Consider the following 24,331-nt stretch of genomic DNA (forward strand, 5'->3'; position numbering starts at 1 on the left):
TATCACTCACAAGTGTGATAATTTTTCTGAATAAGACTGCAATAAAAAAAATTTGCCAAGTTATTGATTTTATTGCAGTTTTTTATTATTCCTGCCGTAAATATATCTTCTGGTTTTACCTCTCCACCAAATTTTGAATTTATGATAATATAGCCCCTAATATTCAACAGGGATTGAAGTATCATGGCAGAGACATTAACTTCCTCATCAGCTAAAGCTGTATCACCAATTAGTAGTCAGGCATTTTTGTCAGCTAAACCGGTATTTTGCTGTCAGTTAGATGGTAAAGGTGGTGCAATTCCTGTAACACAAGATACTCAGGCAACAGTAAGTAATCCATGTTGGGTGCATTTAGATTATCTCAAACCTGAGACGATTGCCTGGATTAATCAAACTCCGCTATTACCTGATATTGCTCGTTCTATCCTGACGAGTAAAAATCAACAACCAAAAGAGTTACGACTTGACGTTGGTATGCTGGCAGTCCTGAAAGGTGTGAATGTAACGCCTAATAATCAGCCAGATCCGATAGTAACCCTGCGTTTTTATATTACTGATAATCTGATTATTTCGACCCGCCATCAAAAAATTAATGCGATTAATGAGCTGCAGGAAGATTTAAAGAAACAAGTTGGCCCGGTTGATGTTGCTGACTGGCTGGTACAACTTTCAGATATTATTGCTGAACATGCTAATGCATCGGTTGAGAATGTTCATTCACAAGTAATTAAACTTGAAGATGGTGCAATGGATCAAAAGCTGATTCAAAATAAAGATATTGGGCGTGTACGTCGTCAGCTGGTGATTTTACGTCGTTTACTTTCCCCCCAACGAGATGTTTATGTCAGAATTTCAACTGAACGTTTATCCTGGATTGACGATCATGACAGACAACATATGCATGACATTGCCACTCGTTTAAGTTATTCAGTTGAAGATATTGATGCGTGTTTATTCCGTTTATCATCACTGATGGAACTCATTAACGCGATGCTGACCGAGTCAACCAATAAACGTATTTACCTGATGAGTTTATTTGCCATGATCTTCATGCCTATTACCTTTTTAACGAGTCTGTTTGGCATTAATTTGTCTGGTATGCCATATAGTGAAAGCCCGTTAGCATTTGGTATATTTTCTGGCGTATTAATTATGATGACGATTATTTTTATCTTTTGGCTCAGACGTCGTAAGTGGTTGTAATATGTTGAATCTGTCTGACGATCTATTCTTATAAATACTATGTTATATATTGCTGAAAAGCCGAGTCTGGCCCGTGCTGTAATGGATGTGTTACCTAAGCCTCACCAAAAAGGGGATGGTTTTCTGCGTTCAGGAAATGGTGATATCGTGAGCTGGTGTATTGGTCATTTACTTGAACAGGCTCCGCCTGATGCTTATGATGAAAGGCTTAAAAAATGGCAACTGGGCGATCTGCCAATCATGCCGGAAAAGTGGATTTTACTGCCTAAAAGCAGTACACAAAAACAGCTATCTGTTTTAACTGAACTTATTAAACACGCCGATCAAATCGTCCATGTCGGAGACCCGGACAGAGAAGGGCAATTGCTTATTGATGAAGTACTGAATTATTGTCAGCTACCAATTGAAAAAATTAAACAAGTACAGCGCTGTTTGATTAGTGACTTAAATGCTTCAGCGGTGGAAAAGGCTATTCAAAATTTACGTAGCAATAATGACTTTATTCCCTTATCTACCTCAGCTTTAGCCAGAGCTCGTGCTGACTGGTTATATGGCATTAATATGAGCCGCTTATGTACGATTAAAGGTCAGCAAAGAGGATATCAGGGCGTACTGTCAGTTGGTCGTGTACAAACACCAATTCTTGGATTGGTTGTGCGTCGTGATATCGAGATTGAACAATTTCAGCCTAAACCATTTTTTGAAGTTTATGCCATTTTAGAAACTAAAAATAGCGAGACCTTTAAAGCCAAATGGATTCCAAGTGAATCCTGTGCACCTTATCAGGATGAAGAGGGGCGGGTTCTGGTTAAAGCGCTGGCTGAAAATGTCATTAATCGTATTAAAGGTCAGCCGGCAACTATTGAGAATGTCAGTAATAAGAAGAAAGAATTAGCACCACCGTTACCGTTTAACCTCTCTTCCTTGCAGATAGAGATGGCCAGAAAATCAGGCATGAGTGCGCAGGATGTACTGGATGTTTGTCAGTCATTATATGAGAAACATAAACTGATTACTTATCCGCGTTCTGATAGTCGTTATTTGCCGGAAGAGCATTTAGGACAGGTTCAGGGCGTAAAAGCGGCGATTGCCAGTAACTGTGCTGATTTTACTGAAGCGATAGAGCAGGCTGATTTTTCTTTGCGTTCTAAAACGTGGAATGACAGTAAAGTTGATGCTCACCATGCGATTATTCCTACTTTACGTAAAGCATCGATGGACAGACTGACAGAGCATGAAAGAATGGTTTACCAAACCATTGCGCTGCAATATATTGCTCAGTTCTACCCAGCTTATAAATTTGCAGAGTTACAAATTGATGTGGATATTGTTGGTGGCAAGTTTGTGGCGAAAGCAACACAGATGCTGTTTGAAGGCTGGAAGGTTCTATTTAAAAAGAGCGCCACTATCAAAGATGATGAGCAGGAAGATGGTCCAGCGTTAACAAATCTGGTTAAAAAAGGTGAGACTGTGGCGTGTGTTGACGCTGAACTGTTGAGTAAAGAAACTCAACCGCCAAAACCATTTAATGATGCAACACTATTATCGGCCATGACCGGGATTGCCCGTTTTGTGAAAGATCCGGATATTAAAAAGATTTTGCGGGAAACTGATGGCCTTGGGACAGAGGCAACTCGTGCCGGGATTATTGAGATTCTGTTTAAACGTAATTTTTTAGAGCGAAAGGGCAAAACCATTCGTTCTACTCCAACCGGGCGTCAGCTGGTAGCTAATCTACCGGATGTTGCGACAACACCAGATATGACCGCTTTATGGGAGTCTCAGTTAGATGCCATCAGTAAAAAAGAGAGCAGTTATACTCTTTTTATGCAGGAACTTGAGATATTCTTAAATAATTTAATTGCACAACTTAAACAACAAACATTTCGTTAGATTTAAACATTTGGTTAGTTTTGATATACCCATTTCGAATTAAGAAGAAGGCATTTTATGAGTTTACAAATAGAACAAATCGTTTTACATCAGTTAGTCAGAAAAAATGAAAATGATATCGAAGTCGTCTTACGTGATGCACTACTTGAAAATAATCAACCTGTTATAAATCTTATTGCTGATATTAATCGTATTTATAATAACAAAAGTAAAGCCTATGGTTTGTTTAATGAAGAAAGCTTATTTGCTGAGTCAGTGAAAGAGATGCGTCTGGGGAATCAGGATTTTTTAAATTTTTCTCAGGAATCAACTAAACAGCTTCGCAATGAACTGGCTAAATATCCTTTTGCTGATGGTGGAACAGTGGTGTTCTGTTTATATCGTTATTTAGCGGTAGAATATCTGATGATTGCGGTTTTAAATAGTTGTGACAGTATGCTGGTCAGCGATACGCTGGATATTTCAACGACTCACTATCTGGATATTGATCATGCCGATATTATTGCCCGTGTTGATTTAACCGAGTGGCAAACAGAACAGGATTCTAAGCGTTATTTAACGTTTTTAAGAGGCAGAGTTGGGCGTAAAGTCTCAGACTTCTTTATGGATTATCTGGGTGCCAGTGAAGGTTTAAATGCCAAAGCTCAAAATAAAAGTTTAGTGCAGGCAGTAGATGATTATTGTCAGGAAATTAATCTGGACAAGAGTGAGAAACAGGCGTGCCGTCAGCAGGTATATAGCTACTGTAATGGGCAGATTCAGGCTGGTGAAGAGATTAAGCTAAGTAATCTGGCTAAAGAATTACCAACTGATGATGATAAAAATTTCCTGAATTTTGTGGCTAATAATGAATATGATTTAGATGAAGAGTTCCCGGCTGATCGTTCAACGCTTCGTCAATTGAAAAAATTTACCGGTAGTGGTGGTGGTCTGTCTATTGGTTTTGATTCTGATTTGCTAGGTGAACGAGTTAAGTGGGACCCACAAACAGATACTTTAGTTATTAAAGGAACGCCACCGAATTTACGTGATCAGTTGCAGCGTAATTATGACAAGTAATTCCTGGTTAAATTCTTTTTAAAGAGTAAGCACGGCTATGTCGTGCTTTATTTTTGTCTGTGATTAGTGTGGTATTTAGGGCGGACTGCGCCGCCCGGCGCAATATCTTTTGTTCAGTGAGTTATTAACGACTGAGGTGTATTGGTTGATGGAGAGCGTACCTCATAGGTCTTAGCGAGCTCTCGAGCGGGTGCCTATGGAGTGCGGTAGGCCATCAAGTCTCACTGAACCTGCAACATCACCAAAGAAACACACGCCAGCGGGGCGTGCTCCCCGCTCAAACCATTGCTAATAACAACTCAGAATAAAACCAATGCTTAAGCGACGCTTTCTACCAAGATAAGAATAATCGATAACAATAACAGGTTGGCAATTTCCGGAGAATTGATTATGGTAGATGTTATTTATCAGAAGGAGTGAGATGATGAAATTTGTAGGTGCTCATGTTAGTGCAGCGGGTGGGGTAGAAAACGCAGTAATTCGTGCTCATGAATTACAAGCCACAGCCTTTGCATTATTTACTAAAAATCAACGCCAGTGGCACGCTGCACCACTTAGTTCTGAATCCATTGATAAGTTTAAACAAGCTTGTGAAACTTATGGTTATCACTCCGGACAGATTCTTCCTCATGATAGCTACCTGATTAATTTAGGCCATCCGGAAGCACCAGAGCTGGAAAAGTCACGTGCGGCTTTTTTAGATGAAATGCAACGTTGTGAGCAACTCGGTCTGACACTACTTAACTTTCATCCGGGTAGTGATTTAAGAAAAATTTCAGTTGATGAGTGCCTATCACGTATTGCGCAGTCAATTAATATCACACTGGATAAGACTAAAGGTGTCACTGCAGTTATTGAAAATACAGCAGGGCAAGGTTCTAATCTGGGATATAAATTTGAACATTTAGCTGCAATTATTGATCAGGTTGAAGATAAATCACGAGTTGGTGTTTGTATTGATACCTGCCATGCGTTTGCTGCTGGTTATGACTTGCGTACCGATAAAGCCTGTGACGAGACCTTCAGTGAATTTGATAAAATAGTCGGCTTTAAATATTTACGTGGGATGCATTTAAACGACGCCAAAAGTGAACTGGCTAGTCATGTTGATCGCCATAATAGTTTAGGGCTTGGTAATATCGGTAAAGATGCGTTTAGCTATATTATGCGGGATTCTCGTTTTAATAATATTCCATTGATTTTAGAAACAATTAATCCGGATATCTGGGCTGAGGAGATCGCCTGGCTTAAGAGTCAACAATAATAAAAACTAGTAGTAAAGACTCGAATAAAAAGCCTCATCCAATTGGTGATGAGGCAAAAAATTGGGAAAATGTAAAACCTTAAATAAATTTCTGTGCCTGCACCTCCTTAATCTTCATTTCTATTGTTTATCTGCAATAAAAAAGTAAATCATATTTTATTTACTCTTTTTAATTATCTTTTGTATTATCAATTAGCTATCAGTAAATAAAAAATCGTTTGTATCGATCAATTAATATGAATTTGATCGTTGCTATCGATCAATATTTTATGCTGTGTAGTAATAAGGGAAGTAAAGCCTTATTGAACCTGAGAATCAGTGGGATTTAGCTGGTTTTATCACAAAGAAGAATGTAATAAGGATTTTAGTGAGTCATTCTTTCATTGGTTAATTGGGAGGTGAGTTCTGCAGTTTCTGGCAGAATATCTAAGATTAGTAATAGTTGCTGCATGATAAGAATATCATCAGAATGTTCTTTCAGAGGATGTTGTTCAATAAAATCAGTGAGTTGATGTTTGATTTGTGTATATTCAACATCAATTTTTTGATAAGCATTCAGTGTGTTAATGGTATAGACCACTACATTATCAAAAATAGCCAGAGCATATTCTGAGATTGTTTTGCCCCGATGAGCGCCAAGTGTAGAAATATAGCCTAACAACGTATGATTGAGTGTAAGTAGTCTGAAACTTTGCTCTATCTTGTGCTGATCAGCGTGCGGTTCACTGGACATCGTTGAAATCAATGAGGAAAGTTCACTATCACTTTCGTGTGCTTTACGGCGAGAAAGACGATAATTAGCATCATTGGTTTTTCCTGTTTGATATTGCATACCAATCAAGGCCAGATAGTGACAATCGTTATGGCATAAACGCTGAATAATTTGTGATAAATTACGGAACTTCCAGTCTGGCCAGATGAAAGTGACAGCCAGCCAGGCGATGATACAGCCGATAATTGTGGCAATAATACGATAAGTAGCTACTGAAACACTACTTTCACCAACCAGTCCAAAACTAAAGAATACCAGTAAAGTGATGAACGCTGTGGCATAAGCATATTGGGAGTTTTTAAACAAGAAGAATAACCATCCACTGAGGACAATGAGAACAAGCTGTGCTTCAATATTTGGGAGTAAATAGGTCAGTGGTAGACCCAGAATAATACCAATGATAGTACCAAGGACTCTGAGTTTTAACCGATAACGTGTAGTACTGTAATTGGGCTGACAAACAAATAAGCTGGTTAGAATAATCCAGTAACCATGTGGCAGGTCTGTCGCCTGAATAATTAAATAGCCAACACCTAACACGATACTCATTCGAATCGCATGACGAAATAGTGATGATTTAGGACTAAGATGTTGCTTAATTCTGGAGATAATCTCCTTAAAGCTATTACCTTGTTCATTAATCAATGCATTATGTTCTTGCTGTTCGGAGAGCTGTTGTTCTGAATTAATGTTTGCTAATAAAACATCAATAGCTTGCAGATTACTAAACAAATTGGCTAAAGAATTTCTAAGTAAACTGTTGGAACAGGAATTATCATCTAACTGGCGAATCGCTTCATCCAGATAACTAAAGTACTGAACAAATAACGGATTATGATGATAAGTCTGCTTGAAGTGAATAGAGTTAGCAACCTGTGAACATGCTTCGGCCTGCAGATTTAAAATACGTGCAAAGCGGAACAGGATATCGCTATGACGAAACTGCTTACTTAAGGCCTGATATTGACCATGAGAAGAGCTGGCACGTTCATGAATGTCCTGAGCGACAAAATAGTAATTGAGCATTCTGCGTGAGCTGGCTTGTCCACGTGCACTTTTAATTCGGTTAAATAGCGAATATTTGGTTTGATTTAGCTTATCCACTAACTGTTTATTTGCATTAGTTAAAGCAATAAGTTGAGTTTTAAAACCATTATCTTCATCAGGATCAAACATTGCAGCTTTACTATCCAGATAGTGAGCAAGACTACGAAAGCACTGTGACAGGCTTTCTTGTGCAGGTTTGACCGGTTGTAAAATAGATTCGATTAATGTGAGTAAATTATACCAGAGTGCTCCGATGATCAGAAAAAGAGGCTGAATATAGAGATTGGTATACATTTCATACCCAAGCATAGTATAAGCTGCGATAAGTAAAGAGCCAAAGGCAATGACAGCATATCTTTGCCCAAGTATACCCAGTAACATAAAAATCAATGTGGAGAGTAAGAGTCCACATAAAAAGAGTAACGGATAAGGGAAGAGAATTTCAACTGAAAATGAAGCAATCAGAAAACAGATTAATGTTAAAACTAAATTGACCAGACGACCAGTGAAGCGGTCATCAATATCAGTCAGTGCAGCCGCAACCACACCAAGCGTGGTTGGAATAACTAAATAGGTATATCCCAGATACCAGGGAACAAAAGTACTGCCAATTAAGCTAATAAGGATACGTAAACTATAAAAAAAGTTTTGGCTATGAAACAGATTACGTAAAGAAAAAGCGGCTATTGTCACAGTAAACCTGATTGCAAATGAAATGGAATAGGGTATTATTCTAACATATTCAACAACAATGAATAGCGTTAGTAAAATAAAGGCTTTTAAGTAGCTCTAATAGCTATTTAATAATTATTGACGATTGATTCAATAGGTAAACTCAATGAGTTATACCGAGCTGAATACAGTAGAATTTCGGCATCTAATACCTCATTCTCAGGATCAAATTATGACTACAATTGAAAAGATTCAAAAACAAATCAGTGAAAATCCTATTCTGCTTTATATGAAAGGTTCCCCAAAATTACCTAGTTGTGGCTTTTCCGCTCAGGCTGTACAAGTATTATCACAATGTGGTGTGCCATTTGCCTATGTTGATATTCTCCAAAATCCGGATATCCGTGCAGAGCTTCCTGCTTATGCTAACTGGCCAACCTTCCCACAACTTTGGGTGGAAGGTGAATTAGTGGGTGGTTGTGATATTATGATTGAGATGTTCCAGTCAGGTGAATTACAAACATTGATTAAAGAGACCGGTGAAAAGCATCCGGCAAAATAGTATTTTAAAGATTATATAAAAGAAAGCCGCTAATTTAAGCGGCTTTCTTATTTTTGTAGAAGTGGTTTTATTGAATATTTTGATACTGCACCAGAATTAAGAACAAGCGCTCATACATTCTTATACAAATTTGAGTATAACTTTGTTGTACAATCTCTATTCTTAACAGGTAAGTGGCCAGCCACCAAGCTTCTTCCAGCGGTTTACCATTTCACAAAATAGTAATGCTGTACGGTTAGTGTCATAAAGTGCCGAGTGAGCCTCTTTATGATCAAACGGAATACAAGCTGTTTCACAAGCTTTAGCCAGTACTGTCTGACCAAATACCAGACCACTTAATGATGCTGTATCAAAGGTGGCAAAGGGGTGAAAAGGATTACGTTTTATTCCGGCACGTTCAGCGGCAGTCATCAGAAAGCCGTGATCAAATGCGGCATTATGCGCAACAATTACTGCACGATTACAGTCGTTGTCTTTTATTCCCTGACGAACCATTTTAAAAATACCTTCAAGAGCAGTATGTTCATCAACAGCATTACGTAAAGGATTAGCGGGATCGATACCATTAAATGCTAAAGCAGTAGGTTCTAAAATAGCACCTTCAAATGGTTCAACATTGAATTGCATGGTTTGATCAAGAGACAGCCAGCCATCGTTATCCATTTTTAAGGTGATAGCTGCAATTTCAAGCATAGCATTAAGTTTAGGGTCAAAGCCGGCAGTTTCAATATCAATGACAACAGGATAGAAACCACGAAATCGTTCAGCTAGTTTAGGTTTATTCTCAGACACAACGTTATTCTTTTACATTAAACACATTCATCTATTATGCCAGTTTTTACAGTATTAGGGTAGGGACTATAGTATTTGTATTTAAAATATTGTATATTTGTACAGTATTTTTCTGCGAGTTAGTTTGAAACACATGAAAAAAATCATTCATATTGATATGGACTGCTTCTATGCAGCGGTGGAAATGCGCGATAATCCCCGATTGCGTAGTCTGCCGATCGCTGTGGGTGGTGATCCTAAAAAACGAGGTGTAGTTTCAACTGCTAACTATATCGCCAGACAATATGGTGTACATAGTGCTATGCCAATGGCTCAAGCCTTAAAGTTATGTCCCAATTTAAAAATAATTCCGGGACGAATGAATGTATATAAAGAAGTGTCACTGCAAATTCATCAAATCTTTCGTCGTTATACACAAATTATTGAAGCGGTTTCTTTAGATGAAGCTTATCTGGATGTGACTGATTGTCCTTTGTTTCAAGGGTCGGCAACGCTTATTGCTCAGGATATCAGACAAAAAATTGCTCAGGAACTTAATCTGACCGCATCAGCAGGTATCGCTCCGTTAAAGTTTGTGGCAAAAATAGCTTCCGATATGAATAAGCCTAATGGGCAGCATGTTATTCCTCCGGAAGAGGTCAAAGAGTTTATTTTGGCTTTACCTCTTAAAAAGATCCCAGGAGTTGGAAAGGTTACCGAACAAAAACTGGTAGAGCTTGGTCTTTATACTTGTGCTGATGTACTTAAATATGATTTAAGTAAACTATTAAATTTATTTGGTAAATTTGGCCGTATTTTATATGAGCGTTGTCAGGGAATTGATTCCCGTGAGGTCAGTAATGACCGGCAGCGTAAATCAGTAGGCGTTGAACGTACACTTGTGACTGATATTCATACCTGGGAAGAGTGTTTAGTATTACTTGAGCCTTTATATGAAGAGTTAAAAGTAAGGCTTGAAAAAGTCCGTAGTGATTTGTCTGTGGCCAGACAAGGGGTAAAACTGAAGTTTGATGACTTTCAGTCAACGACTCAGGAACATGTCTGGGATAAGCTGGATAAAGAGGAACTAATTCGGCAAGCTCACAAAGTCTGGCATGAAAGACGTAATAACCGTGGAGTAAGGTTGGTTGGATTTCATGTCACTTTACTTGACCCGCAACTTGATAAGCAGTTGATTCTGGATTTAAAACATTATTAATATAAATGTATTGTGATTTTTAAGAAAAATAAAACCCACTGATTAGTGGGCTTTTATTGTATTTATATAAATAATTTTGATTATTCGTAGCTTTTAATTGCATTTTCAACAAACGTCATGCGAACACCTGGCCACGCTACGTTTGCGCTACTAGAATCATTTAACTTACGCGCAGCCCCATAGCCCACACCATACATTTTACCGGTGTTTGTGGTGTAATAGAAGTGCTCTTTACCACCATCTATTTTTACAATATATTCACCAGAAGCAAGAGATGGTGTTCTGAGTGTTGGGCTATTACCATAAATAGTCGGGAAAGCAGAACCAGAAGTCTCTCCCCATGTATATATTTTCCCATCAAAAGTAACAGCTACAGAACCGACATATCGATTATAGATAGATTCAACATTTTTAAGGATTAAACGAGGAGAGGCTGAGTTTCCTTGAGTGTAGTTAGTAATTCCCTGACCAAGAGAATTCCCTCTCCCAATCCCATATACATTACCATTTTCAAGTAAGATAATAGTATGAGCATTTCCACCTGAAATAGATGATATCTGGTTTCCATTTATACCTGTAGCAATAAGTTGTTGTGGATTAGGTACTTCTTGACGACCTCTGCAAGGGTCACTACCTGAGTAACCTCCATAACCAAATGCACAGTCTTCATTATCACCCCAGGCATAAATTTTACCAGAGAATCCAACAGCATAACCGCCTTCATAGGCACCACCAAGTAAACGAATTTTTTCCGGAAGATTAACTCTCTTCAGTCCGGCATCCAGGGTTTTTGTACTTCCATCCCCACGTTGACCGTAATAACCAGTCCCCCATGAATAGACATCACCATCTTTAGTTAGGGCATAAGAAATATATTCACCAGCAGCAATTTGCACAGCATTAGTAAGTAGACGACAAGGTGTGCTTGATGCGCCTAAACCGGAAATACATCCTACCTGATTGTAGTTATTAAGACCCCAAGACCAGACCCCACCAGATTCATCCAGTGCAACAAAGTGGTATGCACCACCGGCAGCAGTAACTACTTTTAGACCTTGGTTCATAAAAGTAAATACAGGTGCGGGTGCTGCTGTATTTGAAACAACATTTGAGCCATTACCTTGTTGTCCTGAACCTCTAAATCCCCAGATAAATAAGTTCCCTTCATTACTGATGGTTACACCAGTATCCAGAGAAGTAGTTGGAGAGATCGCAATTGTTGCAAAGTTTGCTGTATCTTTAGCATAAAGGAGAACATCATTTTCAATGGCATTTGCTTTAGCAACCATTAAAAAGAATGAGATAAGTGGTATGGCTAATAAGACTCTTTTAATCTTAATTGCTTTCATAGTATTACCAGTTTCGTTGTTTAAATGAATTGTTTTTATTTTATTAAATATATTATTTTATAGTTTGTTACTTTCGTATATCATTAATTCACTTTATTATAATTATAATAATATTTTATGTATTATATCTTTCTTATTGTGAAATGAAAGGGTGAAATGTTTAATTTAATAACTTTTTTTTGTGCTATTCTGCCAATTCTTATTTATATCTGTTATACCGATATTCGGTACAGAAAAATTTACAATATTGTCTTAGTGGTTTTACTTGTTATTACCATTATTAATTCTTTTTATTTTAGTATCATTCCTAACTGGAAAGGTGCTTTAATTATTTTCCTTGTTGGTCTTGCCTTATTCTATCTGGGTGGAATTGGTGCTGGTGATATTAAATTACTTGCAGTGCTATCGTTATCTGTCCCTGAAAATCATATTATCGATTTTATTTTATTGATTAGTTTCTGTGGCTTACCTTTAATAGCTATTGTTTTATTTTGTTATTACGTCTTAAAAATGAAAAATAAAACGATTCCATATGGTGTGGCTATTAATACCGGATATTTTTTACTCTATTTTATGTTGCACTAATCTTTTTTGATCTTATCTACATCATTTTATTGAACGATAATTGAACAGCTATTTCCTTATTTTTTATAGGGATAATGGAATTAAGACTTATTGATAATTGTAAATATTTGGTAAGTTTTACTTTAATATTCTGTAAATTATTTTTTTACTTTTATGCGGTTTGATTAATTATTATTTTTCTTTATGTATTGTTTATGTTTCTTTTTTATGTTTAAATTTGCACAATTATGACATTTTTGTAATTTTTGATATTAATAATAATTTTAATGTAAGTTTCATATTATAGAGTTGTGCAGAGAATGAATAAAAAGTTAACGGTTTTGTACATAATAATGATATTGGTTGGGTTAGGAATGCTATTTGTAATAAATAGTCGCCCGGCTCCAAGTACAGCAGATCCAGATAAACCTGTAGAACCTGTGGTTGTAAAAGAAAAAACAGAAAATATTACAGTAATTAAAGCATTACGTGATTTGCCCGCGGGTTCTTTACTTAGATCTTCTGATTATCAGGCAGAGACTATATCAGTTCCTGTAAATAGTGGTGAAAAAGCGAATTTTGCTCTCAGCTTTGACAATGTTGCTGAATATGGATTGAAATTTGCTATCAAGCAAGACTCTTTTATCCCTATGGCAAGTCTGGTTCCACCGTCAACATCTGCTGAATATATTCAAATGTCTTTACAAAATGGCATGTTAGTTTATCCATTTACATTAACCAGAACAGATACTTATTTATTAAGCAATCTTAAACAAGGTGATCTCATTGATATCTATCTTGCTTATGGTGCAGACCAACGCAGTATAGGGCAACAGAAATCAGTTGAGTTAGTCTCCCCAACGAATAGTTTTATGACAACCAGAATTAAACCAATAGTGACTAATCGTAGATTGCTTCTTATTGATAAAGTTCAACAAGTTACAAGTTCTGGTGTTAATGACAATGTGGATGGCAGTCGCTTATTTGTGGAACTCTCTCAAGCGGAAGTTAAATTATTAAAAAGCCTTGAAGGTAATGCAAAAATCTTTTTGTTTCCTAGCATTGATACAGACGGTACCGTTCTTGATGACAGTCAAATTTTGCTAGGGGATGAGGCCGCATGGCCTGTTTCAACTAACCCAATTTTCAATTTAGATGCTTTTGGACGCTCAATTAAGTCACAAGAAGTTAAAGAGCTGAGAGGAAAATAATTAAAATGAGTATTCGTATTGATTTGAACACAAAACAATTATTTATGGCATCAAATTGGCGCTCTTACTTTTCTGTGTTTATTGGAACAGTTTTACTTTTTTCAAGTATGACTGCTTCAGCTGCTGTTTTTTATTTAAAACCAGGGCAATCTAAAACGATTAAGTCTGATGAAGTATTGGGAACTGTTTTCGTTTCAAATCCTGAAATCGCAGACTATCGGGTTGTCGGTGATAATACAGTGACGCTTTTTGCTAAAAACCGAGGATATGCTGATTTTGTTATCTATGGTAAAGATGACCAAATCTTAGCAAGTCATTCGGTTGAAGTAGATCCAATTGTACCAGATTTACACTACAGAATTAAACGAGAGTTCCCTGAGAGTAATATTAGAATTAGTAGTTTTGTTGGTAGTGGGATTTCTCAAGAAAAAGCGAGTTATTTATTATCAGGGACAGTACCTGATGATTTAACGCGTGAACGAATCTATGCAATAGTTGGCTCTTCTGTTGGTGATCCATCTAATGATAGAGAAGAAAAAACGGACTATGCAGGAAATGATGTATTTTTCATGTATCACCGTCGTTATGACAATATTATCGATAAAATTCAAATTACTAAGAATAATCAGGTTAACGTAAAGTTAACGTTAGTTGAGGTGAGTAAACAGTTTACTGACACATTAGGTATTGAATGGCAAAACTTAACTTTAGATAGCATTATTTCTGGTGGAACAAATATTTCAAGTGTTGGTACATTTAATCTTCTTGGATTAAAGCATGGTTTTGATATTAATAATGTTTCAACGATTATTAGAGCTGTACAAAACGATGAGTTAGCTAAAATTTTGGCGGAACCAAATCTAACAGTTTTATCTGGTGAAACTGCTAGTTTTTTAGTGGGTGGAGAAATTCCTATCGTAACACGTGGTTCTGATGATAATTCTTCATCTATTACTTACAAAGAGTATGGGATCAAACTGGATCTTGGTGCTCAAATCTCCAGTGATACAATTCGTTTACTTATTGGTAATGAATTTAGTTCTGTATCTGGTAGTTATTCCTTTAATGATTATCAAATTCCAACGCTAACAACTCGTCGTACTCGTTCTACAATTGAAGTAAAAGATGGTGATAGCTTTATTATCAGTGGACTTGTGAGTGAGCATGATGTTGAAAGTTTAACACGGGTACCTTTCATCAGTGATATTCCTATTCTTGGAGCTTTAGCCAGAAGTACATCTACTTCACGTAATAAAACTGAATTAGTTGTGTTTGCAACAGTTAAATTGGTTAATCCTGCAAGTTCTTTTGAAAATGCTTATATTCCGTCATTTGAACGTACAGATTATCGTAATATCTTTTTCAATTATAACAATAATCATGATAAGCAAGGCCGACTAGAGTTTCCTATTACTAATGAAAGTGAAAGTTTCTTAGGTCGTGTCGGTTTCTTAGAATAATAAATACAAGGTTAATGTGATGAAGTTATTTGGTGATGTAAGCACGGAAGAGAAAAAAGACGACCCGTGGAAAGATCGTATTGAAGGAAAGATCTCTCTTTATAAAGTTGCGATCGTTTCTGAAAATCCTGAAAGAGTGGAAAGATTGAAATCAATACTTGTTCTATACAATATTGTTCGTATTCAAGTCTTTGAAATCAATTTCGCACTGTTAAAAGATGAAGTTGAACTTGATGAATTTGATGTAATTTTAATCGACATTGATACCAATGATGATGTTGAATTTATTAGTGCTTATTTAACTCAGTATATTCCAGTAAACAGTATTGCTTATGTTATTGGTAGTAATGATTCAATCTCTTTTGCTCATGAATTGGAAAAGAAAGGGATTAAATATCTATTAAATGATGTACAAATTGATAACTTACCAATGTTACTTTGGCAAGGTAAGAATGAGATACAGAAAAGACAAGGTAATATTATTACATTCCTTGGCTGTAAAGGCGGAGTTGGTACTTCTCAATTAGCTTATCATACGGTTAAAGCAATCTCTCGTATTTCTAAAATTCCAATGCTACTGGTACAAGGTGGCAGTGGTAGTTTTGATATGGATTTTATTGTCGAAAAGCCAATTGAAAAAGACGGTTCTATCGTTGAATTAGATGATAACTTGAGTGTCAGAATTGAACCATCTAAACCAGGCTGGGACTTTAAGGATGACAGTATTTATAAGTTCAATCTGGTTGTATTTGATCATAACTTGAATAGTATTTTGTCTGTTCCTCAGCTGAACAATGTTTTTGCTGTTTCTAATACGGTTATTGTTGTGATTAATCGTGATCCTTATTCAATTAAGGTAGCTAAATCTATTTTAGAAGAACGTAACCGAATCATTATGCGTGATGACCAATTAGCAGATAAACGTTTCTTCATCTGCCTTAATGATAATAAACCATTTAATAAAAAAGAGATGCTTGCAGACGAAGATATTGCTGAGTTTTTAGAACATCCAATTGATATTAAGCAAGGCTATTTTGCCTCGAATAAAAAACTGCAAGAAGCTCATACCAGTAAAGAGGTTAAGAGTATTGCTACATTATTAATTGGGATTAGTGAAAGCCCAAGAAAATTATTAAACAAATTAACGACTAACGGAAATAAGAAAAAGAAAAGTAAGTTTTCCCTTTTTAAGAGTAAAAGTAAGTAAGTTAATTTTACAGGTTTTGAGGAAGTGTTTTCTCAAAAAGGTAGTCTCATTGCAAATTGTAATGTGCTACTTAATTTTTAATGAAATAAAAACTAACTAATAGGAAAGTATTATGAAAAACTTAATGTTAAAACTTGGTTCATTCTTCAAAAGAGAAGAAGGTGTTACTGCTATTGAATACGCAATCGTTGTTGCTGGTGTTGCAGCAGTTGTGTTAATCGTTTTCGCATCAGATGGTCCAGTTGCAACAGCGCTTACTGAAGTATTCGAAACATTAGGTACAACCTTAAAAGGTATGGTATCTAGCTCTTAATAGCTAGAGCTATAAATGGGAACGGATTTACCGTTCCCATTTTAGAATGATAAGTAAACATAGTAATAAGGTATAAATATGTTTAAGAAACTTTTAAAAAACCAAAGTGGAGCAGTTCTATCTATAGAGTTTGCTGTTATTTTGCCTTTATTTTTATTACTTATTTTTATGTTTATTGAGTTCTGCCGTTTATTATTTGTTTCATCAGTTTTAGACGTCATCACTGTTGAGGGCGGATACTTTGTTGCTAAAACAAAAGAAGAATCAAATTATAGCCAGTTATTTTATGATAAAGTTTCAGATGATATCCCTATCTGGCCATTAATTACCTCTAGTTCCCATTTAAAAGTAGAAATTGTCTATTGTTCACTTGTTGATGATGCTATTAATTTTACAAAAAATGGTGGTGGAAATTGTTACACTTCACCAATTAATCATTCCTTAGCTGTTTTCTCTGTTGAATATCAATATAGCCCAATGTTTTCTAATTCTTTATTTAGTTCGTTTAAATCAGTATTAGAGAGAAAGGTTGTTGTTTTTAAAGAATACTAAGGTGATTTTAATATGTTACTAGATAAAAAGATGATTAATTTAAATAAATTAAAATGCATAAAAGATGAACATGGTGCTTTAAGCATTGAATTTGCGATGACATTTTTAGGTGTTATTCTGGTACTTTTTTTAGTCTATGACTTCTATGTAGCAATGGCTCTTCAGGGAAAGCTTGACCGCTCGACATATTCCGCAGCAACAGCATTTAGAGAAAGAACTTATTTTTATCGTGGTGGTGGCGGTAATGTTGAAGCGATTGATCAGGCTCAAGTTGAACAGTTAGAAGATTTACTCAGTGGTTTAATGGGGCTAAATTCAGTTGAGATAAAAGTAGAGGCCTTATATATCACAGGTAGCTCGTCGAACCCGAGTGATATCGGTATGGCTACAAAAGAAGTCGTCGGTTTTTGTGGTGTATCAGGTTGTAGTTCAAGTTATTTTTCTAGCTTACCTGATTTTGATTCCTTATATAATTTGGCTGCGTATTCACAGTTAAATCGTTGGGTTCCTTTGTATCGAATTTCTGCATGTGTTGCGAATAGTGAAAGTTTGTTTAAAAGAGCTGTTAATGGTTTAGGTGTAGGTGATGGAATTAATGAGCTTTGTACATCAAGCGTTGTGGTTTCAAGATGTTCTGGTAATTGTGAAACACCAACATCAATAACGCCTCCAGCAATACCACTACCATTACCCTAATTATTGAGTGAGGAATTAATATGAAAAAAACAACCAAAATTCTTTCTCATTTACCTTCTTTTATAAAATCTGAGAGTGGTGCTTTTGCTATCTTTTTTGCTATCTCGTTACCATTTATGATTGGATTTGGTGCGGTTGCAATTGATGGGACACATGTATTGAATACCAGGGTAAGGTTATCAGCAGCTGCAGATGAAGCTGCATTAGCTGTTGCTATCGCCCATAATAAAAATGAATCAACTAGTGAGCAGGAGTATAACCGAACACTTGCTGAAAATTATGTTAATTATTATACAGGTAATCGTGGTGAGCTTAAAAGCCTTAATGTGGAATATAAGGCTAATAATAGTACATATTATGTTACTACCGTTTATGATGCACAGATGCTGCTTTCTACGCCCGCATTGACTGGATATGATAAATACATGACAGTGGGTAACGATAGACTCAGTTCAGGTATTGCGACTAAAATTGATTCTACTACTTCTTCTGATGTGACATTTGTTTTGGATTTTTCTTCTTCAACTACTTGTGACACATCAATATCTTCATGTAATTTATGGTCGTCAACTAGTGGAACAAATACCCGGGCAGATCTCTTAAAGACAGTCGTTAATAGTATTTTGAGTAAATATAAAACAACAGAAGGTATTCAATTCTCTGTTGTACCATTTGATACAGGAGTTCCATTCAGACCTGAGCAAGCTGTTAATATTACTAATTTAAAAACGAAAAATGAAGTTGGAGGAGAGCAAGTCGGTTGTTCAGTTCCTTATACTTTATTACAGCCATACAATAAAATTGATTTTTCTTTTTGGGCTAATAAATACTTAGATTTTGAATTTTCATCTTCAATAAGATATGAGAGTAAATATTACAATCGTACCTTCTATAATATGGATGGGTATCGTTATTTATATTATTCAAAAGTTGTAGGACCTTCAATGGGATTAACAACTGGAGCCCAATTAGTTGCTGCCGGAATTTGTAAAGATAATGGTGCTAATACTACAATAGTTAATGCGAAATATCGTTATACATGTGAGGTCAATGCAGATGAGAGTATTTTCACTACAGCTAATGTGAGTAAAGTTACTAGTCAGTATAACTATGTCCTTGATTTAATGAATCTGATGTATTGGAATGCATCTTCTGCTCGAAAGGGTGAATTCTCTATTGCTAATGGTGGTTCAATCGATTTTGATAATACACTTAAGAATATCTTTAAATCAGAGAATATTATCGAATTTTATCAACCAACATCCCCCAACGTTTTATCACAGCGTCCATTCACAGGTATGTGTCAGTCAGCCCAGGCTGGACCTGATAATTTATTGAGAGATACAGATGAAAATGAGACAAGTAGTGATCCTCTGTATCAGAGAGCATCTCAGTTAATTAAAAACTCTCAAAGCCAAACCTATCTAATTCCGCTGACTAAAGATGTCACTGGTAAAAATGAGCTAATCACTAATTTCAATAAGATGTTACCTGGTGGTGGGACAGATGAGATGAGTGGTCTGTTACGTGCTGCACCGATGGCTGCACAGGGAACAGGGCTACAGAAAATTATTATCGTTATTTCTGATGGGGATAATAACGAAACCAGAAATTTACCTGCATCACTATCCACTAATTCGAGTATTACTGAAGTCTTCCTTAACAAAGGCGTTTGCCAGGTTATTCGTGATAAATTAGATGATGTAACTAAAACTCAACATAATTTAAGTAGTTTAGATAGACCAAGTGAGATTCATTATGTGTCTTTAAATGCGGCGAGAACTGATGATCATGATATGTGGTTAAAAGGATGTTCTGATAATGATCCACAATATGTGCATGATGCCAATGATATTTCTGATCTGATAGATTTGATCGATACGATTATTGTGCAGTCAGAAACTGGTTATCTAACAATAAAAAAATAAAATATAAGGTAGTTTGAATGTTTGAAGAAACGAATAAAACTTTGGTCCCTAATGAATGGTCTTTGATTCGTGACATTGCATTTGAGGAACTGGATTTAGATAAACTCGATGATCTGCGAGCTAATCGTAACGAGTTATACCGTGAAATCTACAATATTATTAGAAGTGCTGTTAACTCACGAGGGATTTATCTTTCAACTGAGGAATCATCGCGTTTATGTGACATGTTATGTGATGAAATTAATGGATATGGGCCACTCCGAGAGTTGATGGAAGACGAATCGGTTAGTGATATTTTAGTTAATGGTCCAGAAAGTATTTTCGTTGAACGATTTGGTAAATTAGAAAAGACGAACAAGTTTTTTATCAATAATAAGCAGTTAACTGAAGTCGCCAGACGATTGGTTAATCGGGTTGGTAAAAATATTGATGATACCCATCCGCTTGTAGATGCCCGTATGCCTGATGGTAGTCGTCTTAATGTGGTTATTCCACCTGTTGCACTTGATGGTGCTTCTTTATCTATTCGTAAATTTGGTAAAGGTAAGAAAAGTTTAGGTGAGTTAGTTAGATTTAAAAGTATGAATGAAGCTATGGCTAACTTCTTAGTTATTGCTGCAAAATGCCGTATGAATATTATTGTTTCAGGCGGAACAGGTTCAGGTAAAACAACGCTATTAAATGCTTTATCCCAATTTATTGATAATAAAGAGCGTATTGTAACACTTGAGGATGCGGCAGAGCTAAGATTACAGCAGCCTCACGTGGTACGTATGGAAACACGCATCGGCGGTGAAGAAGGTCGTGGGCGCGTCACCATGAGAGATTTATTGGTTAACTCATTACGTATGCGTCCTGATCGCATTATAGTTGGTGAGTGTCGTGGTGAAGAAGCGTTTGAAATGTTACAAGCGATGAATACTGGACATGATGGTTCAATGTCAACATTGCATGCTAATACACCAAAAGATGCGCTAGCTCGTTTAGAGAGTATGGTGATGATGGCTCAATCAGAGATTCCATTATCAGCGATTAGACGTTATATCACTTCTGCGGTAAATATCATTATTCAGGCTGCAAGACTTCCTGATGGTTCAAGAAAAATTATGAATATCACAGAAATTGTAGGTATTGAATCTGACCAAATTGTGGCACAAGATATTTTTAGATTTGAAGTTGATGAAGGTCGGGATTTTGAAGGAAAACTTCAGGGAAAATTTATCTGTAATGGATTATTGAAACGTTCGAAAGTATATGAAAATGCCAGTTATCATGAGATGACTGATTCATTAACCCAATTATTTAATGAGCAATTACTCGAATGACAATTATCGTAATTTTTCCAATATTATTAATTTTTATCGGTCTTTTGAATTTACTTATTCAGCGTAATAGACAGGATAAGTTGAATATATTCAAAAAGACAGTACAGCAAAAAGATACTTCATTTATTGCTCAGTTAAGTAGTAAGCGCAAGATAGAGCGTTCAGTAGGTATTTTTGAGCGTATTTTAATCTTTTTTGCAGATATTTATTTAACACTATTCGGTGGAGTTTCAAGTTCTGTACGGTTAAAGAATATTGCTTTTTGTTTAATTGGTGTCTGTGTTTGTATATTTATCAATAAGCAATATGTTCATCAACCTATGTATGTTGCAGTAATAGCTTCCTTTTTGGTCGTTATCATTTTGCTATTTATTCAGGCGAGAATACAGTTAAAAAGAGAATTCGAACTCAATTTTCCAGAAGCATTAAGTTTATTGGTTGGTGTTGTTTCATCAGGCAATTCACTGACTCAAGGTATTCATGAGTGTGGAGTTAAAATTGATGGCGTGGTGGGATCTGTTTTTAATGAAATGTCTCGTCGATTAGAGATTGGTGAAGATTCAGATCGTATTTTATTTGATTCTTATCGTCGCTTACCATTTAGAGAGTATTATTTCTTTATTCTTGTACTAATTGTGAATTTACAAGGCGGTGGTGAAGTTAAAGAGATTATGTACCGTTTATCAAAAATGATCTCTAGTAATAAAGCTCTTGAGAGAACCAGAGACAGTAAAACTGCTGAAATTCGAATGACAGTAAAAATTCTTTCTATAATGCCTTTTGCTTTTATATTTATGTTGAAGTTTATTGCTCCAGACAATTTCAACTTCTTATTTGATGATCAAACAGGTAACTATATTTTGTATTATGTTGTTGGGAGTGTTCTGATAGGACAGATGATTATCCGCAATATGTTAAGTAAGATTATATAGTGAGGACATAATGCAAGATTTAATTTTTTGGATTATTTGTATATCTCTTATCTTTTTTGCGGTTAAAGGTATCATTGACGAATATCAGTCGACAAAGAAAAAAGAGCAAATTGTTGAATTATTAAATCCAAATCCTAAAAATATAGGAAAAGCACAATCTAAGGAAAAGAAAGCGGATACTGCTTTTGAAAAGGTTATTGCGAAAAATAATCAATTTTCTTATTTTCTTAAACGATTTGAAAATAACCATTTATGGAAAATTTATGCAGTTATTACTATTTTCTTTATCTTTATGGTGGTAAACGAGCTGTTTAAATTTGTCAGTTTGGATCAATCAGTCATACTTATTATTTTGCTGGTGACAATTATTTTTGTCATTATTATTCCAGGGAAAATCAGTGCATCGATTCTTAATAAGAGAATAAGAAGGCTTTCTAATGATGTTCCAATGTTGATTGATATGTTAGCCGTTATGATTCAGTCAGGAATGACTGTTGAAAATGCTTTACGTTTTGTTAAAGATAAATTCGCACCTATTAATCCTGATATGGCCTCAGTACTAGAGCGAGCTTGTTTAAAGATGGATGTAAGTGGAATTAATAGTGCTTTATCTCTTATCTATGAAGAAGTTCCAAGTCGTGAAATAAAAATGCTTTGTTCAACGTTACAGCAAAGTGTGAATTATGGTAACTCCATTTATCAAATTCTATTGGAGTTAGCCAGTGAAATTAGAGAATTACAAATCCTTGAAACTGAAGAAAAGATCTCAGCAGCTTCAGCAAAAATGACGCTACCTATGATGTTATTTATTTTGTTTCCAATTTTAGTCATTGTATTAGGACCAGTAGTTGTAAAACTGACCAGAATGTTTGCTTAATTAAGAATTAAACCTACTAGATGATAGTGAAAATAATATGAAAAAATTAACACCGATAATTTTATGTTCTGTTGTGTTTTTGACCGCATGTCAGAATAGTTCTTTAATGGCCAAAAAAGAAGAAGAGCAAAAAGTCTATATTTTGGAAGCAACACGTAATTATGGTGGATTGATAGAAATCTATCGTAATCGTTTGCAACAGAATGATACAGAAGAGACTCGAATTAAACTTGCTAATCTCTATTATTTAACTAATAACTATGAGTCTTCAATGTTTTATTTGAAGCCTATTATAGAAAAAACTCAGTCATCACAGGTATTTTTGCTTTATGGTAAAAACGTGATGAAAACTGCTGACGGTAATCAATCAGACCTTATTAAAGCACAAGGCTATGTGGAAAAATCTTTAGCTATTGATCCAAATAATGGTGAAGCTTATAACGTGCTGGGGATTATACAGGTTAGATTACAACAGCTAGATAAAGCAGAGCTTTCGTTTAATCAGGCCAGAGTATTATTCTATGATGAAACAAAAGTTATCAATAACTTAGCAATGATTTCTATCTTACAGAAGAATTACCGTAAATCTTATGCTTATTTAACTCAGTTATATAGTAAAGGTAACAGAGAGCCAATTGTTATTAATAATCTATTTTTCACTATCGTAAAATTAGGTGATTACAATTTTGCTAAGAGCTTTTGCCTTGAACATAAATTATCAGATTTCCCGGATATCTTAATCAATGAGTTAAAATATGTTGAACCAAAAGAAATGGTTAACCATACTTTCTTAGCTCCAAATGTGATAGATGTTAAGATTGAGCATAGTAATGATTTAGCTGAAGGTTCTAAAATTAAAGGAGCTGAACCAGCTGTACAGTCAACTCCGGTCGCAACAACGGCTATGACTAAAGGTGCAACAGTTGCTGCAACTCCTGTAACAGCCAATGATAAAACAAAAGCATCAGATACAGAAGTAAATAACATATTACAAAGTATGACATTATTACCTCAATCAGGTGAAACAAAAGCAGAAACGACAGCTACAACTACTACTTCAACAGTTAAACCGGTTGCGACAACAGCGGCTGTTGTTGAGGGTAAAAATAAAGTCATTGATACCCGCGTTGGTGAACATAAAGACTATACTCGTCTGGTTATTGAGAGTGCAAATCGTGATGGCTATTTGTTGACTAAAGTAAGCGATCAACAGTATACGATTACCATGAACAATATTGATATTGATAGCAAAATGATCGATAGACTAGTGAGTCGTATTAAAACTAATAACCGTGATATGGTTTCGGTTCGTGTAGAACAAACTGCGCAAAATGGAATTGTTATTCATTTAACAACTAAAGGTGTAGTTAAAGTGAAAGAATCTTATTTACCACCACAAAGTAAATATAAACACTGTTTTGTATTTGATTTTTATAATAAATAGTCTATTAGGTA

21 protein-coding genes are annotated in these 24,331 nt (G+C 35.6%); 18 read left to right on the forward strand and 3 right to left on the reverse strand.

The genetic code is table 11. The annotated features are described in order from the left end of the window. Positions 1-183: 183 nt before the first annotated feature. The 4 genes from zntB to nfo all read left to right on the forward strand — a co-directional run bounded on the left by zntB (position 184) and on the right by nfo (position 5,419). Complete coding sequence (gene zntB, locus IPMB12_RS06125) at positions 184-1,203, forward strand: zinc transporter ZntB (protein ID WP_166915973.1); 1,020 nt, start codon at positions 184-186, stop codon at positions 1,201-1,203. A gap of 39 nt (positions 1,204-1,242) precedes the next feature. Continuing rightward, the gene (locus tag IPMB12_RS06130) at positions 1,243-3,096 is read left to right on the forward strand and encodes a DNA topoisomerase III (protein ID WP_166915975.1); all 1,854 of its coding nucleotides are present in this window, start codon (positions 1,243-1,245) and stop codon (positions 3,094-3,096) included. A gap of 57 nt (positions 3,097-3,153) precedes the next feature. Beyond that, positions 3,154-4,155 (forward strand): nucleoid-associated protein YejK, encoded by a 1,002-nt coding sequence (gene yejK, locus IPMB12_RS06135; RefSeq protein ID WP_166915977.1) that lies wholly within the window; start codon positions 3,154-3,156, stop codon positions 4,153-4,155. A 424-nt stretch (positions 4,156-4,579) separates the two neighbouring features. Beyond that, positions 4,580-5,419: a deoxyribonuclease IV gene (gene nfo, locus IPMB12_RS06140; protein ID WP_166917710.1), complete on the forward strand. Its 840-nt coding sequence runs from the start codon at positions 4,580-4,582 to the stop codon at positions 5,417-5,419. A gap of 364 nt (positions 5,420-5,783) precedes the next feature. On the opposite strand, the gene yccS is transcribed toward nfo, so the two are convergent. Next, complete coding sequence (gene yccS, locus IPMB12_RS06145; RefSeq protein ID WP_166915979.1) at positions 5,784-7,931, reverse strand: YccS family putative transporter; 2,148 nt, start codon at positions 7,929-7,931, stop codon at positions 5,784-5,786. A 211-nt stretch (positions 7,932-8,142) separates the two neighbouring features. Between yccS and IPMB12_RS06150 the strand changes: the two genes are divergently transcribed. Continuing rightward, positions 8,143-8,472 (forward strand): Grx4 family monothiol glutaredoxin, encoded by a 330-nt coding sequence (locus tag IPMB12_RS06150; protein ID WP_166915981.1) that lies wholly within the window; start codon positions 8,143-8,145, stop codon positions 8,470-8,472. A 162-nt stretch (positions 8,473-8,634) separates the two neighbouring features. On the opposite strand, the gene rnt is transcribed toward IPMB12_RS06150, so the two are convergent. Next, complete coding sequence (gene rnt, locus IPMB12_RS06155; protein WP_166915983.1) at positions 8,635-9,264, reverse strand: ribonuclease T; 630 nt, start codon at positions 9,262-9,264, stop codon at positions 8,635-8,637. A 133-nt stretch (positions 9,265-9,397) separates the two neighbouring features. Between rnt and dinB the strand changes: the two genes are divergently transcribed. Next, positions 9,398-10,462 (forward strand): DNA polymerase IV, encoded by a 1,065-nt coding sequence (dinB, locus tag IPMB12_RS06160; protein WP_166915985.1) that lies wholly within the window; start codon positions 9,398-9,400, stop codon positions 10,460-10,462. Positions 10,463-10,542: 80 nt separating this feature from the next. Here dinB and IPMB12_RS06165 read toward each other — a convergent pair whose 3' ends face one another. Beyond that, a complete protein-coding gene (locus IPMB12_RS06165; protein WP_166915987.1) occupies positions 10,543-11,811 on the reverse strand; it encodes an RCC1 domain-containing protein in 1,269 nt (422 codons plus the stop codon). A gap of 156 nt (positions 11,812-11,967) precedes the next feature. Between IPMB12_RS06165 and IPMB12_RS06170 the strand changes: the two genes are divergently transcribed. The 12 genes from IPMB12_RS06170 (at position 11,968) to IPMB12_RS06225 (ending at position 24,320) form a co-directional block, all read left to right on the forward strand. Further along, positions 11,968-12,396, forward strand: coding sequence for an A24 family peptidase (locus IPMB12_RS06170; RefSeq protein WP_166915989.1), 429 nt, complete (start codon positions 11,968-11,970; stop codon positions 12,394-12,396). Positions 12,397-12,749: 353 nt separating this feature from the next. Next, on the forward strand, positions 12,750-13,586 hold the full coding sequence (locus tag IPMB12_RS06175; RefSeq protein WP_166915991.1) for a CpaB family protein: 837 nt from the start codon (positions 12,750-12,752) through the stop codon (positions 13,584-13,586). Between the two features lie 44 nt (positions 13,587-13,630). Next, entirely contained in the window at positions 13,631-15,046 is a 1,416-nt protein-coding gene (locus tag IPMB12_RS06180) for a type II and III secretion system protein family protein (protein WP_166915993.1), read from the forward strand. Between the two features lie 16 nt (positions 15,047-15,062). After that, a complete protein-coding gene (locus IPMB12_RS06185; protein WP_208293435.1) occupies positions 15,063-16,253 on the forward strand; it encodes a hypothetical protein in 1,191 nt (396 codons plus the stop codon). A gap of 112 nt (positions 16,254-16,365) precedes the next feature. Next, the gene (locus tag IPMB12_RS06190) at positions 16,366-16,566 is read left to right on the forward strand and encodes a Flp family type IVb pilin (RefSeq protein ID WP_208293436.1); all 201 of its coding nucleotides are present in this window, start codon (positions 16,366-16,368) and stop codon (positions 16,564-16,566) included. Between the two features lie 78 nt (positions 16,567-16,644). Continuing rightward, positions 16,645-17,118 (forward strand): TadE/TadG family type IV pilus assembly protein, encoded by a 474-nt coding sequence (locus IPMB12_RS06195; protein WP_166915997.1) that lies wholly within the window; start codon positions 16,645-16,647, stop codon positions 17,116-17,118. A gap of 12 nt (positions 17,119-17,130) precedes the next feature. Then, positions 17,131-17,814 (forward strand): tight adherence pilus pseudopilin TadF, encoded by a 684-nt coding sequence (gene tadF / locus IPMB12_RS06200; protein WP_166915999.1) that lies wholly within the window; start codon positions 17,131-17,133, stop codon positions 17,812-17,814. A 20-nt stretch (positions 17,815-17,834) separates the two neighbouring features. Next, positions 17,835-19,742, forward strand: a complete 1,908-nt coding sequence (locus IPMB12_RS06205) for a TadE/TadG family type IV pilus assembly protein (protein ID WP_166916001.1) — start codon at positions 17,835-17,837, stop codon at positions 19,740-19,742. 17 nt (positions 19,743-19,759) lie between these two features. Beyond that, positions 19,760-21,067, forward strand: coding sequence for a CpaF family protein (locus tag IPMB12_RS06210; protein ID WP_166916003.1), 1,308 nt, complete (start codon positions 19,760-19,762; stop codon positions 21,065-21,067). After that, positions 21,064-21,999: a type II secretion system F family protein gene (locus tag IPMB12_RS06215; protein WP_166916005.1), complete on the forward strand. Its 936-nt coding sequence runs from the start codon at positions 21,064-21,066 to the stop codon at positions 21,997-21,999. The genes IPMB12_RS06210 and IPMB12_RS06215 overlap by 4 nt, the downstream gene beginning before the upstream one ends. A gap of 10 nt (positions 22,000-22,009) precedes the next feature. Beyond that, a complete protein-coding gene (locus IPMB12_RS06220; protein WP_166916007.1) occupies positions 22,010-22,876 on the forward strand; it encodes a type II secretion system F family protein in 867 nt (288 codons plus the stop codon). Between the two features lie 37 nt (positions 22,877-22,913). After that, entirely contained in the window at positions 22,914-24,320 is a 1,407-nt protein-coding gene (locus IPMB12_RS06225; protein WP_208293437.1) for a tetratricopeptide repeat protein, read from the forward strand. Positions 24,321-24,331 lie beyond the last annotated feature (11 nt).

Origin of the sequence: Zophobihabitans entericus (genome assembly GCF_011745665.1) — a bacterium.
Lineage (GTDB): Bacteria > Pseudomonadota > Gammaproteobacteria > Enterobacterales > Orbaceae > Zophobihabitans > Zophobihabitans entericus.